Below are 12,844 nucleotides of genomic sequence, written 5' to 3' on the forward strand. Positions count from 1 at the left end.
GCGCGGGTTTGGCGCCGTCCCGGGTCAGGCCCCGTCGCGGTAGGTCGCGCGCAACAACTCGTGGAAGTGGTGCACCGCGTTCTCGCGCAGGGGGTTCAGGCGGCCGGCCACGTAGGAACCGGAGGACAGCCCGCGCTGCACGTCTTCGCAGATGGTCAGGTCCTCGACCTGCACTTCGTCGCTGAAGCTCAGGTCGGCCGCGCGACGCGCCTGGCCGGCGGGGCTGTCGTCCATCGCGTAGTAGAAATCGAACTCGACGCGGCAGCGATCCACGCCCAGCGGCACGACGCGATTGGTCTGCAGGCGCCCGGGCACGATGTTGAGCATCGTGTTGGGCCACATCCAGTAATACAGCGCATCGCCGTTGCCGTAGAGCGTATCGCCGCTTTCCAGCGGACTCCACTGGAACGAATACCAGCGCGCGGTCTGCGTGACGTAGCTGCGGTAGTCGAGCAACTTGTTCAACCCGGGGTGCACGTGCGGAACGTGGTAACCCTCCAGGTAGTTGTCGATGTACACCTTCCAGTTGCAGCCGACGTCGTACGCGACGCGATGATGGTGTCCGTAGTGTTCCAGCCCGCGCTCGGCGCCGATGCGCGCATCGATGCCTTCGACGAAGGCATCGAAGTCCGGCGCACGCTGCGGATCGACACAGGCGAAGACCAGCCCTTGCCACACGCGCACCGCAAGCTGCGGCAACTTCACGTCGCTCACGTCGAAGTCCGGCGCATCGCCCATCTCCGGTGCCGAACGCAGCGTGCCGTCGAGCGTGTACGTCCAACCGTGATAGCGGCAACGCAAGGCCTTCGCACCCAGGCCGTCGCATTGCGCGAGCGGACCGGCGCGATGGCGGCACACGTTGTGGAAGACGCGAATGACCGCGTCCGCACCGCGCACGGCGATCACCGGCAAGCCGGCGAAATTGCCGATCGCATGGTCGCCCGCGTTGCGCAATTGGCAGACATGCGCGATCAACTGCCAGCCGCGATCGAAGATCAGCGCACGCTCGACGCCTGCGTACGCCGGGTCGGCGTAGAAGCGCGCGGGCAGGGCGGTGGCGTGGTCGAGGGGCTGCGGGGCGAGGTCCGCGGGCGCAGGGACCTTCGAGCGGGGGGTGGTCTCGTTCATCCCGGCAGGATACGCCCGCGCATGGGGCGGGTCACGTCGCTTGGACCCCGTTCTCGTTAGGGTTGCGGTGAACTGCGACGTTCATGCACGGGGCACGCATGCCCGACTTCGGCCCCCAACGCGAATCCATGGTCCGGCGCCAGATCGCCGCGCGCGGGGTCGACGATCCGGCCCTGCTGGCGGCGATGCGCAGCGTGCCGCGCGAGCGTTTCGTCGATGCGTCGATGCAGGACTTCGCTTACGAAGACGGGCCGCTGCCCATCGCGGCGGGGCAGACGATTTCGCAGCCTTACATCGTGGCGCGCATGATCGAACTTGCGCGCATTGCGCACGGCGAGCGCGTACTCGAGATCGGCGCGGGCTCAGGTTACGCGTCGGCGGTGATGGCGCAGATCGCATCGCAGGTCTACGCGATCGAACGCCATCGGCAATTGACCGAACTCGCACGCACGCGCTTCACGGATCTGCATTACGACAACATCGAAGTGCGCACCGGCGACGGCACGCATGGTTGGCCCGAGAATGCGCCCTTCGACGCGATCATCGCCGCCGCCGGCGGGCCCGATGTCCCTCAGACCCTGAAGCAACAACTCGCGATCGGCGGACGACTGGTCATGCCGGTGGGGCGTTCGTTGCATCACCAGCGGCTGGTGCGCGTGATGCGCACCGATGCGTTGTCGTTCGAAACCCGGGAGTTCGACGATGTCGCGTTCGTACCGCTGATCGGCACTTATGGTTGGGCGGAGGACGGGGTGTAGATCAACCCGCCTTCTTCGCCGGCGCCGCCGCGGCAGGCGCCGCATTCCATCCGCAGGTCTTGCCTTCGTTCTGCTTCTTCAGCCAATCCTGGAGGGGCGCGAAGTATTCGAGGACAGGCGCGGCATCCATCTTGTCGCTGCCCGTCATTTCCTTCAGCGTCGCCTGCCACGGTTGGCTCGCGCCATGCGCGAGCATCGCCTGGAACTTCGCGCCCGCGACCTTGTTGCCGTAGAAGCTGCACGCATGCAACGGGCCCTTGTAACCGGCCGCGTCGCACAGCGCCTTGTAGAACTGGAACTGCAGGATGTGCGAAAGGAAGTAGCGCGTGTAAGGCGTGTTGCCCGGCACGTGGTACTTCGCGCCGGCATCGAAGAATTCCTCGCCGCGCGGCGTCGTCGGCGCGACGCCCTGGTACTTCGCCTTCAGGTCCCACCACGCCTTGTTGTATTGGTCGGGCCGGATCGAGCCATCGAACACGCCCCAGCGCCAGCGATCGATCATCAAACCGAAGGGCAGGAAGGACACCTTCGCCAGTGCCATGCGCATCTGCGCGTTGATCAGCGCCTGGTCGCTCTGCTGCTGTTCGCCGACCAGCCCGATCGACTGCAGGTACTGCGGCGTCATCGCGAGCACGATCGTGTCGCCGATCGCTTCGTGGAAACCATCCTGCGCGCCGGTCTGGAAAATCGGCGGCAGGTGCTTGTACGCGGTGTAGTAATAGACGTGTCCGAGTTCGTGGTAGATCGTCGTGAGATCTTCCTCGTTCGGCTTGATGCACATCTTGGTGCGCACGTCGTCGGCCATGTCCATCGACCAGGCGTTCGCATGGCAGACCACGTCGCGATCGCGCGGCTTGATGAACTGCGACTTCTCCCAGTACGACGCCGGCAGCTTCGGCATGCCGAGGGAGGTGTAGAAGTCTTCCGCGCGCTCGGTCATGTGCTTGGCGGTGGCGAGCTGGCCGATGGCGCGCATGTCGGCGAGGTCGTCGGCGGTCGGCGAACCGTCATGCTGCGCGAGCGCCAGGTTGTAGTCCTGCGTCGCCATTTCCTGCAGTTTTTCGGTGATGTTGAGATCGCCGCCATCGGGGTAGGGCTGGAGGATGTCCCACAAGTTGCTCCAGTCCTGCTGCCACATGTTGCCCATCAGGTGCGAGGGCAACATGCCGCCGGCGACTTCGCCGCGGTCGCCGTACTTGGCGTCGAGTTGCGTGCGCGCGTAGCAATGCAACTGCTCGTAGAGCGGCTTGACCTGGCCCCACAGGCGATCGGTTTCCGCCGCGAATTGCGCGGGCGTCATGTCGTAGCCCGAGCGCCACAATTCGCCCGTGTCGGCATAGCCCAGGTCGCGCGCGCCGGTGTTGGAGAGTTCGACGAACTTGACGTAGTCGGCTTTCATCGGCTGCGCGACGGTGTGCCAGCCCTGCCAGGCGTCGAGTTGTTCGTCGTAATCGCGGCTGGTGCGCAGCACGTCTTCCAGTTCGCCCAGGTCGCGGCACGACTTCGCGGTGCCGGTGCCCTTGCAGTACGTGCCCTTGCCGTACATGCCTTCGAGCTTGCTCGCCAGTTTCGTCAGGGCTTCGAGTTGCTGCGGATCCTTCGGCGGCGGCATGTCGGCCTGCAGCTTGAGCAGCTGGATGGCGCGCGCGGTCTGCGGGGAGAGTTGTTCGCCCTCGTATTTGCGCGATTGTTCAATCCAGCCGCGCAGTTGCGTGAGGTTGCGTTCCTCGGCCTTCGCCGACACCAGTTCGCTGTCGCTGTTGATGTAGGTCGAGGACAGCCACTGCGCCGATGCGAGTTCGGGGTAGTCCTTCTTCATCTCGGCGTTCACGCGCGCGACGAATTGGTCGGCCGTCTCGCCCTTGGGCGCCGGGGCGACGCCGGCGGGGCCCGGTGCCTGTTCCGCGGGCTTCTTGCAGCCGGCGAGCGCGAGCAGGCCCGCGGTGACGGCCAGGGCGAGCAGGAGGTGGCGTGGCTTCACGGGGCGGTCCTGGGGCGTGCGCCGGGCGGGCGCGGAGGACGGCAGGCTAGCAAAGCGGGTGTAGGGGCGCGATAGGGCGCTTCTTGGGGTCGCCGCCAAGAGCGTTCCACCCGCATTGGCGCGCCGCCCGAACGTCGATGGTTCCAAATTTTTTTGGGAAAAAAATTTGAAACCCTCAACGCTGGGGCATCACCTTGCGGGTCGCTTCGATCAGGGGCTTTTCGCTCGGGCGTTTGTTGGGAGGTGCGAAGCAAGCTTCGCACTCGCCGATCGTTGAGAGCACCGCGTTCCCGCTTCACCCATCCGATCGCCGCGAAGGCGCCGATGTCCCAGAGAGGGCATCGAGGAGAACGCGCGACTGGAGCTCGGCTCCGAGATGCCCTCGACGGGCAAGGCGTCCGCCCGTCTGGTGTGCTGGCTGTAGGCGCGACCCGATCAAATCGCGACGACCCAATTCACCAGATTGCTGTCGCGAACAGTGAATCGCTGCGCATTTCTGGTGGCCCCGCACCCCAACGCCGGGATCAAACCGTCGGCTGAACCAAGCTCTTGGACTCAGCATCCACCAGCCCACGGCGCGCCAACCATTCCCACGCTTCCGTCGCATCCTGCTCGACATACGCACGCGCAGAACCCAATCGGAACGTATATCCCCACGCATCCATGTCGGCGAACACGCGCGCAGCGCCGACACCCGGGATCGCATCCCCAAGCAGGGACTGCAGGACACAAACCGCGTCTTCTTCGGCAACCGAATCCGTGGCGTCGGTATGCACGAACGCGCGCTTCTCCGGCGGCAACACGATCAGATGCGCCGCTTCGTGCAACAACGAATGGACCGGCGTGTCGGCGCGCGCATACACCGTCGCGCCGACGAGCCCCGCTTCGGGCTCGCCCCAGTAACTGCCCGGAATGGTCGCACCGTCGTCGACGTGCACCAGCTGCAACCCGTACGCGCCGAGCAACGCGGCGACGTGCCCGTGGTCGATGTCGGAGAGCGTGAGCACCGACATCGCTCAACCCACCGCGGCGCGCTCCTCCGGCAACGCCACCGAGATGTCCAGCACGTCGTGTTCGCCGTCCTTGACCACGTCGACCTTCACCGCTTCGGCGTCGACGTTGACGTACTTGCGGATCACCTCGAGCAGTTCGCGACGGAGGAGAGGCAAGTAATCGGGCCCGCCGTGGGCGCTGCGTTCCTGCGCGATGATGATGCGCAGGCGGTCCTTCGCGACCGCGGCGGTGTTCTTCTTGGGCTTGAGGAAATCGAAGATCGACATGGCTCAGCCCCCGAAGAGCTTGGTGAAGAATCCCTTCTTCTCGGGCAGCGTGAAGCGCATGGGACGTTCCTGTCCCATCAGGCGCGCAACCGCGTCGTCGTAGGCCTGGCCGGCGTTGGATTCCATGTCCAGGATCACCGGCTCGCCCTTGTTGGAGGCGTTGAGCACGTCGCCGGATTCGGGGATCACGCCGATCGTCTTCAGGCCGAGCACTTCCTCGACGTCGGTGATCGACAGCATCTCGCCGGTTTCCACGCGCGAGGGGCTGTAGCGCGTGAGCAGCAGGTGTTCCTTCACGCGCTCGCCGTTCTCGGCCTTGCGCGTCTTGGAGGCCAGCAGGCCGAGGATGCGGTCGGAGTCGCGCACCGAGGAGACTTCCGGGTTCACCACGACGATCGCCTGGTCGGCGAAATACATCGCGAGGAACGCGCCCTTCTCGATGCCGGCCGGCGAATCGCACACGATGTAGTCGAAGCCGTCTTCGGCCAGGTCGTTGAGCACCTTTTCGACGCCTTCCTTCGCGAGCGCGTCCTTGTCGCGCGTCTGCGAAGCGGCCAGCACGTGCAGCGTGTCGAAGCGCTTGTCCTTGATCAGCGCCTGCTTCAACGAAGCTTCGCCGTGGATCACGTTGACGAAGTCGTACACCACGCGGCGCTCGCAACCCATGATCAGGTCGAGGTTGCGCAGGCCGACGTCGAAGTCGATGACGGCGACCTTCTTGCCCTGGCGTGCCAGGCCGCAAGCGATGCTTGCGCTGGTCGTGGTCTTGCCCACGCCGCCCTTGCCGGAGGTGACTACGATGATTTCGGCCAAGTGATGCCTCCCTGATTCTTGTTGTTGTAGTTGTCAGTCCAGCGCCGCGATGCGGAGCTGCCCCTGGTCGAGCCAGACCTGCACGGCCTTGCCGCGCAGCTCCTTCGGAATGTCTTCCAGCACCTTGTAGTGGCCGGCCACCGCGACGAGCTCGGCGTGGAATTCGCGGCAGAAAATCCGCGCCTTCTCGTTGCCCTGCGCGCCGGCGAGCGCGCGACCGCGCAACGCACCGTAGATGTGGATGGAGCCGTCGGCGATCACTTCGGCGCCCGCGCCGACGGTGGTCACCACGGTGAGGTCGCAATTTTCCGCGTACACCTGCTGGCCGCTGCGCACGGGCGTCACTTGCATCATGCCCGGTGCGGCGCCGGCTTGCGACGCGGCGGGCGCGGGCGCCGGCTTTTGTTCAGCGGCGGCTTTCGATGCGGCGCGCGGCGCGGGGGCCGCTTCGGCCGGCGCTTCGCCGACGCGTTCGTACTGCGCGCGGAACTTGGCGAGCAGCGGAAGGCCCAGCGCGGCCGAGAGTTCTTCGATCTCGCGCGTGCCGTAGGCCAGCGCCACCGGCAGCACGCCGGCTGCGCGCAGGCCGTCGACGAGCCTGCGCGCGGTGTCAACATCCGGCGTCTTCGACAGGCCGCCGAAATCCAGGATCACCGCGGCGCGTTCGAACAGCTTGGGCGCGCGCTGCACGCGGTCGCGCATTTCGGCGGCCAGTTGCGCGACGTCGAGCGTGCGCACGCGCAGGTTGGCGATGCCGACCTGGCCGATCTTGAGTTCGCCTGCCTGTTCGTAATCGATGGCCGTGCTCACGCGCAGGTTCCGGTGGGGCGGTGCGCGAGCGTACGCGACTGCGGGCGCGGCATCGGCAACCAGGGTGCGGCGGGCAGGGCATCGCCGTAGGTGTCGCGCACCCAGGCGTAGCTGCACAGGTCCTTCATCAGCATCGCGGCGCGGTGGCCGTTGTGCATGACGTTCTGGCCGACTTCGCGGAAGCCGAAGCTGCCGTGGAAGAGCAGGGCGTGGTCGGTGCCCGGTTCGAGCAGCACTTCGCAGCACAGCTGCGGATAGCGCAGTTCGGCGTAGCTCTGGACGTCGGCGTACAGGGCGCGGCCCACGCCGCCGCCACGGCGGCGCGAGGCCACCACGATGCGGTCGATGTAGAAGAACGCCCCCTGGCGCGCGCGGAACCACGCGAAGTTGTCGCTGTCGTGCGCGGTGTCCGAACCGAAGCCGACGAGGAAGCCGGCGATCGTCCCGTCGCGCACGGCGACGCGGAAGTATTCGGCGGAATCGAAGAAGCTGCGGAGCTTTGCCGCATCGAGCGGCAGGATGGCGGGGCCGGCGGCATTGTTGAGGGCAAGGACGGAATCCAGCTCGTGCTCTCGCACGTCGCGGACAACAATCGACATTGACGGCTCCGGTCTTTCTCAGGTCTTGCGGGCGAGGAGGGACGCGCTGTCCCCGGCGCTGGCGCGGATTATCGCACGCGATCCGGTGGCCGGGGCATGACTTTCGGCCTCCCGCACCTGCTGCCCCGGAGGGCTAGGATTGGGCATGTTCGCCCGATTCGGCCACGACCGCCTCCTGCGCTATGCCGGCCTGTTCACCTGGGCCGTCGTCAGCCTGCCCCTCGTCTATTCCTGGCTGGTGCCCTTGCTCGGGGACGGCGCGGACGCGCAGCTCGCGCTGCGCCCGATGCCCTGGCAGGGATGGCTGTCCTACTTCGCCTTCGGCTTGAGCTACGCGTGGCTCACGCGCGGGCTGGGCGTGCGGCGGCGCACGGTCGGCGATTTCGCGCTGTTGCTGATCCTCACCCTGGCCGCGGTGGGCGTGAGCTACTGGAACGAGAGCGGCCTGGGCAGCGTGCTGCTGATGGTCGCCGCGTGCGTGCTGCCGTGGTTGTTGCCGCTCCCGCTCGGCGTGGCGTGGCTGGTCCTGAGCCAGCTCGCGGTGGTGCCGGTGTTCGTGCACGGGCTCAACTTCCCGTTGCTCGAAGCCCTGATGCAGTCGGTGTTGTACGCGGGCTTCTCGGGGTTCGTGTTCGTGACCAGCCTGGTCGCGCGACAACAGGCGCAGGCGCGCGAAGAACAACGACGGCTGAATTCCGAATTGCGCGCAACGCGCGCATTGCTGGCAGAAAGCGCGCGCGTCAACGAACGCACGCGCATCTCGCGCGAATTGCACGACCTGCTCGGCCACCATCTCACCGCGCTCAGCCTGAATCTCGAAGTCGCGGGCCACCTGTCCGACGGGCGGGTGAAGGAACACGTGCAGCAGGCGCACACGCTCGCGCGCCTGTTGCTGACCGACGTGCGCGAAGCGGTGAGCCAATTGCGCGAGGGCGGGGCGATCGACCTCGCCGCCGCGCTGCGCCCGCTCGCGGAGAACGTGCCCTCGCTCGCGATCCACATGGACCTCGAAGAGCCGCTGACCCTCGACGATCCCGAGCGCGCACACGTGTTGCTGCGCTGCACGCAGGAAATCATCACGAATGCGGTGCGCCATGCCGGCGCGCGCAACCTCTGGATCGACGCGCGCCGCGCCGACGGCGGCATCGTCATCCAGGCGCGCGACGACGGCGCCGGCGCCGACGCGCTCGTGCCCGGCAACGGCCTGCGCGGCATGCGCGAACGCCTCGCCCAGCACGGCGGCGACCTGCAGGTCGAGTCGCGCCCGGGTGCCGGGTTCTCCCTGCGCCTGACCTTGCCGGCGACCATGCTGGGCGTGCCGCTGGCGAACCCTGCGGCCGCTCCCGTGTCCAACCCCTCGCAAACCCCGCCCGAGCAGGGGCAGACCACCCCCGAAGGAGCCACCGCGTCATGAACACCGCCACCATCCGCATCTGCCTGGTCGACGACCAGACCCTCGTGCGGCAGGGCATTCGTTCGCTGCTGGCCCTCGCACCGGGGATGGAGGTCGTCGCCGAAGCCGGAGACGGGCGCCAGGCCGTCGAGCTCATCCCCCAAGTCCAGCCGGACGTCGTCCTCATGGACATGCGCATGCCGGTGATGTCGGGCCTGGAAGCCCTGCAGGCACTGGGCCGCGCCAACACCCTGCCGCCGACGATCATCCTCACCACCTTCGACGACGACCAACTCGTCCTTGCGGGCCTGAAAGCCGGCGCCAAGGGTTACCTGCTCAAGGACGTGACGCTCGAACAGCTGGTCGGCGCGATCCAGACCGTCGCCGCGGGCGGCTCGCTGGTCCAACCGGCCGTGACGCAGCGGCTGCTGTCGGGCCTGGAGCACATGCGCAACGACTTCGTCAGCCTCGACCGTCCCGACCCCCTGACCGACCGCGAAACCGAGATCCTGCGGCTGATGGCAAGCGGCTTTTCGAACAAGGAGATCGCCAATTCGCTGGGCGTGGCCGAGGGCACGATCAAGAACCACGTGTCCAACATCCTGTCCAAGCTCGGCGTGCGCGATCGCACCCGTGCGGTGCTCAAGGCCTTCGAACTGCAATTGGTGTGACGAAGGCCCCGTGATGGCGGCCGCACGCGGCTTCGCGTGCGGATGGCTCGCAAGCACGGCCGCTCACCTGCTAGCATCGCCGGTCTGTGCGGGCCGCCCGGCGGCGGCCCGGTCTGGAGACCTTCCGAATGACCCGTTTGATCGAGATCCTGATTTCCCTGGCGATCGTCGCCGTGCTGTTCGTCGTCGTCGGCATCGCGCTGCCGTCCTCGCGCCACGTGTCCGAGAGCATCGAGACGAACCGCAAGATGATCATCGTGCGCGACACGCTCACCAGCCCGCGCCGCTTCAAGGAGTGGAACACGCTGGCGCTGCGCGACCCGCGCATGGAGTGGAAGTTCTTCGGTCCCGATACCGGCGTGGGCGCCGGCTTCGAATACGCCTCGACCAACAAGATGGTCGGCTCGGGCAAGTGGACGCTGACCAAGAACGATCCGAACCAGATCGAATACCAGATCGTCGACAGCACCCGCGGCACCAACAAGAAAACGTCGTTCTTCCTCAAGCCGACGGGCCGCAACAACCGCAACGTCGAAGTCATGCAGACCTACGACGTCGATTACGGTTTCGACCTGCTGGGCCGCTACTCGGGCCTGTACGTCCGCGCCATCGGCGACGACATCAAGCTGGGCCTGGGCAAGTTCACCAACATGCTCGCCGGCGTGCCGAACTACGACTACAACGCCGACTTCGGCCGCAAGACCCAGGCCGACCTGCCGAAGGTCGTCGAACTCCCGGCGGAGAACCTGCTGTTCGCGCCGGCCACCGTCGAGCGCGACCCCGACAAGATCCAGCAGGCGATGAACGCCAACCTGCAGTGGATCAAGAAGGTGATGGACGCCAACGGCCTGGAATCGGCCGGCCCGATCCGCGTCATCACCACCGAGTTCGCCGCCGACGCCTACTCCTTCGACACCGCGATGCCGGTGCGCAAGAAGGGTGCGACCGACCCGAACGCCGAAATCCCGGCGCCGAAGCTGGAGCAGCAGGTGCAGTTCATCCGCACCACGCCCGCGCGCTACGCCAGCGCCGGCTTCACCGGCCACATGATCAACCTGGCGAAGGTCCGCGACTCGCTGCGCGCCTGGACGATGACCCGCGGCTACGAAACCACCGGCCGCCCGTTCGAAGCGTGGACCAACGGCGTGGATTCGGGCTTCACCGACGACGGCCACTACCAGTTGTACTGGCAGCTGAAGTAAGCCTTCGACATCGATGCTTGGAGACGAACGCCGCGCTCGCGGCGTTCGTCGTTTTGGAGGAACGACAATGCGCACGGGCGAACGCACGATCACCATCCGCCTGGCCGGTTTCGCCGGTGGCCTGTTCGCCGCGTGCGCGGTTGCGTTGTCGGCTTACGCGATGCACGCGGAGCTCGACCCCCACGCACGCGAACAGGTGATCATCGGCGCGGCCTTCGCCTTCGGCCACGGCATCGCGCTGGCGGCGCTCGCGCGGCATGGCGCGCATTGGCTGGGTGCGCTGTCGCTGTTTGCCTTGCTCGTCGGCGTGTTGCTGTTTTCCGGCAGCCTTGTCGGCGCCGCGGTGGTTCACACACCCACGACATTCGCCCCGCTGGGCGGCATGATCACGATCGCGGGCTGGCTGGTCTTCGCCCTGCACAGCCTGCGACGCTGAAGGAGCCGCGATGGCACGACGCACACGGGGATTCGACACCGAGGCCGCCTGGTCGCACCTGACCAGGCGCGACCGGAAGCTCGGCAAGTGGATGGAAAAACTCGGGCCGATCGCGCCCGACCCGCGCTGGCGCAAACCCTTCGATCCCGTCGACGCGCTCGCACGCGCCATCCTCTACCAGCAGCTGAGTGGGAAGGCCGCGGCGACGATCGTGGGTCGCGTCGAAGCCGCGATCGCCAGCGACCGCTTCCATTGCGACACGCTCGCGCGCATCGACGATGCAGCATTGCGGGCTTGTGGTGTGTCCGGCAACAAGTCGCTCGCGTTGCGCGATCTCGCGCTGCGCGAAGAACGCGGCGAAATCCCCACGCTACGGCAAATGGCGACGATGGACGAGGACGCGATCATCGCCGCGCTCGTGCCGGTCCGCGGCATCGGACGCTGGACGGTTGAGATGATGCTGATGTTCCGCCTCGGCCGCCCCGACGTGTTGCCCGTCGACGACCTCGGCATCCGCAAGGGGGCGCAGGCCATCGACAAACTCGACGAAATGCCTGCGCCGAAAGCCTTGCTGGCGCGCGGCGAGAAATGGGGGCCGTACCGCACCTACGCGAGCCTCTACCTCTGGCGCATCGCCGACCTGGCGAATGCCCCGAAGGCGAAGGATGCCAAGCCGGTGAAGCGCTCGCAGGGGTGAGCTGCGAGCGCGTCGCTCCGCATCAGCGTACGCACGCCGCAAGGAAGGGGGTGTCGGTGCCCCACGTGTCTTCCCGCGTCGGGTCATCGGGCACGATCAACCCGTTCCGGTACTCACCGACGACGCGCGAGATCCAGTGCGTTCCGTTGATCCAGCCGAGACGCTCGAGCGCAACGCCCGAAGGCGGTGCGCCCAACGGCTTGTAGGTGTTGAGCAACGTGATGAACTCGTTCTGGCTCGGCAGGCGCCAGTTCGGGGTGCCGTTCACGACGAGGCGTTCGCAGGCAGCCTTCGAATTCTTCCACGTCAGGAGGATGTACGCCTTCATCTTGGGGCTGGCGGGAACAGGCCAACCGTAGATTGCCCCGGCGCTCGCCTCCTCGGGTGTCAGCGGGCGCGCGAACATCAATCCACCCGCAGGCGCAACCGTGGCGCGTCCCTGCACGTCGCCCATCCGCACGATGCGTTCCTTCCGCACCCATTCCCATTGCTGGTTGCTGCCGCCGTGGCAATTCCAGCGGCCGGTGTTCGGCCCGTAACGCCAATTGGCGTACAGCACGTCGAGGCATTGCCAGTGGTTCGTGGCGCGGTACGAGAGGATGCGATTGCCGTCGATGCGCCAGAGCTGGTTCCACTCCGGCGCCGATTTCTTCGCGTACGTGATGACGTTGGTCTGCCATCCCTCGACATCGAGCACGCGGCCGCCCAGGTAATTACGGACGTACATCATCCCCATCGCGCCGTAGACCCCCGGTGCGCGCTCGACGTACCACAGTTGCGCGGGTGAGTTGTCGGGCGCGCGCATCGCCACGCCGGTCGGCACATGGGCCTGCCCGTGTAGCGTCGTCGGATTGCCTTCGGCCGTGAGCACACGGCCGTCGAGTTTCGAACGGATGACGTAGAAGTGGTCGGGCTCGTAGGCCGCGGCCGGTGTTGCGATCAGCAACGCGAGCGTTGCAAGCAGGATACGCAGCGACATTGCAGGCTCTCCGATGACAGGTTCGAAGAGACTTGCGCAGGCCTTGCACGCGCGACAGGGCGATTGCTCCGCTTTTTTCGCGGAAGACTCGCGCGCT

Annotated in this window: 14 protein-coding genes; 6 read left to right on the top strand and 8 right to left on the bottom strand. The window is 66.6% G+C overall.

Annotation, left to right across the window (positions count from 1 at the left end):
- Positions 1-24: 24 nt before the first annotated feature.
- Positions 25-1,128 (bottom strand): aromatic ring-hydroxylating oxygenase subunit alpha, encoded by a 1,104-nt coding sequence (locus AC1DOM_RS14335; protein WP_498964448.1) that lies wholly within the window; start codon positions 1,126-1,128, stop codon positions 25-27.
- A 98-nt stretch (positions 1,129-1,226) separates the two neighbouring features.
- Here AC1DOM_RS14335 and AC1DOM_RS14340 point away from each other — a divergent pair, with 98 nt between their 5' ends.
- Complete coding sequence (locus AC1DOM_RS14340) at positions 1,227-1,886, top strand: protein-L-isoaspartate(D-aspartate) O-methyltransferase (protein ID WP_498964451.1); 660 nt, start codon at positions 1,227-1,229, stop codon at positions 1,884-1,886.
- 1 nt (position 1,887) lies between these two features.
- Here the strand turns inward: AC1DOM_RS14340 and AC1DOM_RS14345 are convergent, their stop codons facing one another.
- The 6 genes from AC1DOM_RS14345 to AC1DOM_RS14370 form a co-directional block, all read right to left on the bottom strand.
- Positions 1,888-3,867: a M2 family metallopeptidase gene (locus AC1DOM_RS14345; protein WP_498964453.1), complete on the bottom strand. Its 1,980-nt coding sequence runs from the start codon at positions 3,865-3,867 to the stop codon at positions 1,888-1,890.
- Between the two features lie 524 nt (positions 3,868-4,391).
- Positions 4,392-4,880 (bottom strand): hypothetical protein, encoded by a 489-nt coding sequence (locus AC1DOM_RS14350; RefSeq protein WP_498964455.1) that lies wholly within the window; start codon positions 4,878-4,880, stop codon positions 4,392-4,394.
- A gap of 3 nt (positions 4,881-4,883) precedes the next feature.
- A complete protein-coding gene (gene minE, locus AC1DOM_RS14355) occupies positions 4,884-5,147 on the bottom strand; it encodes a cell division topological specificity factor MinE (RefSeq protein ID WP_156641446.1) in 264 nt (87 codons plus the stop codon).
- A 3-nt stretch (positions 5,148-5,150) separates the two neighbouring features.
- Entirely contained in the window at positions 5,151-5,960 is an 810-nt protein-coding gene (minD, locus tag AC1DOM_RS14360) for a septum site-determining protein MinD (protein WP_156641447.1), read from the bottom strand.
- 33 nt (positions 5,961-5,993) lie between these two features.
- Complete coding sequence (minC, locus tag AC1DOM_RS14365; RefSeq protein WP_498964457.1) at positions 5,994-6,770, bottom strand: septum site-determining protein MinC; 777 nt, start codon at positions 6,768-6,770, stop codon at positions 5,994-5,996.
- A complete protein-coding gene (locus AC1DOM_RS14370) occupies positions 6,767-7,369 on the bottom strand; it encodes a GNAT family N-acetyltransferase (RefSeq protein ID WP_498964459.1) in 603 nt (200 codons plus the stop codon). The genes minC and AC1DOM_RS14370 overlap by 4 nt, the downstream gene beginning before the upstream one ends.
- Before the next feature lie 145 nt (positions 7,370-7,514).
- On the opposite strand from AC1DOM_RS14370, the gene AC1DOM_RS14375 reads away from it, so the two are divergent.
- The 5 genes from AC1DOM_RS14375 to AC1DOM_RS14395 all read left to right on the top strand — a co-directional run bounded on the left by AC1DOM_RS14375 (position 7,515) and on the right by AC1DOM_RS14395 (position 11,768).
- Positions 7,515-8,783 carry a sensor histidine kinase gene (locus AC1DOM_RS14375; protein ID WP_498964461.1) on the top strand — a complete coding sequence of 423 codons (1,269 nt, stop codon included), beginning with the start codon at positions 7,515-7,517 and terminating at the stop codon, positions 8,781-8,783.
- Entirely contained in the window at positions 8,780-9,433 is a 654-nt protein-coding gene (locus AC1DOM_RS14380) for a response regulator (protein ID WP_498964463.1), read from the top strand. Before AC1DOM_RS14375 ends, AC1DOM_RS14380 begins: the two co-directional genes overlap by 4 nt.
- Before the next feature lie 128 nt (positions 9,434-9,561).
- On the top strand, positions 9,562-10,635 hold the full coding sequence (locus AC1DOM_RS14385; RefSeq protein WP_498964465.1) for a polyketide cyclase: 1,074 nt from the start codon (positions 9,562-9,564) through the stop codon (positions 10,633-10,635).
- A 67-nt stretch (positions 10,636-10,702) separates the two neighbouring features.
- Entirely contained in the window at positions 10,703-11,071 is a 369-nt protein-coding gene (locus AC1DOM_RS14390; RefSeq protein ID WP_498964466.1) for a DUF423 domain-containing protein, read from the top strand.
- A 10-nt stretch (positions 11,072-11,081) separates the two neighbouring features.
- On the top strand, positions 11,082-11,768 hold the full coding sequence (locus AC1DOM_RS14395; RefSeq protein WP_498964467.1) for a DNA-3-methyladenine glycosylase family protein: 687 nt from the start codon (positions 11,082-11,084) through the stop codon (positions 11,766-11,768).
- 22 nt (positions 11,769-11,790) lie between these two features.
- Here AC1DOM_RS14395 and AC1DOM_RS14400 read toward each other — a convergent pair whose 3' ends face one another.
- Positions 11,791-12,747 (bottom strand): RICIN domain-containing protein, encoded by a 957-nt coding sequence (locus tag AC1DOM_RS14400; protein ID WP_498964468.1) that lies wholly within the window; start codon positions 12,745-12,747, stop codon positions 11,791-11,793.
- Between the last annotated feature and the right edge of the window lie 97 nt (positions 12,748-12,844).

The sequence above is a fragment of the Lysobacter sp. P5_B12 genome (genome assembly GCF_056400425.1).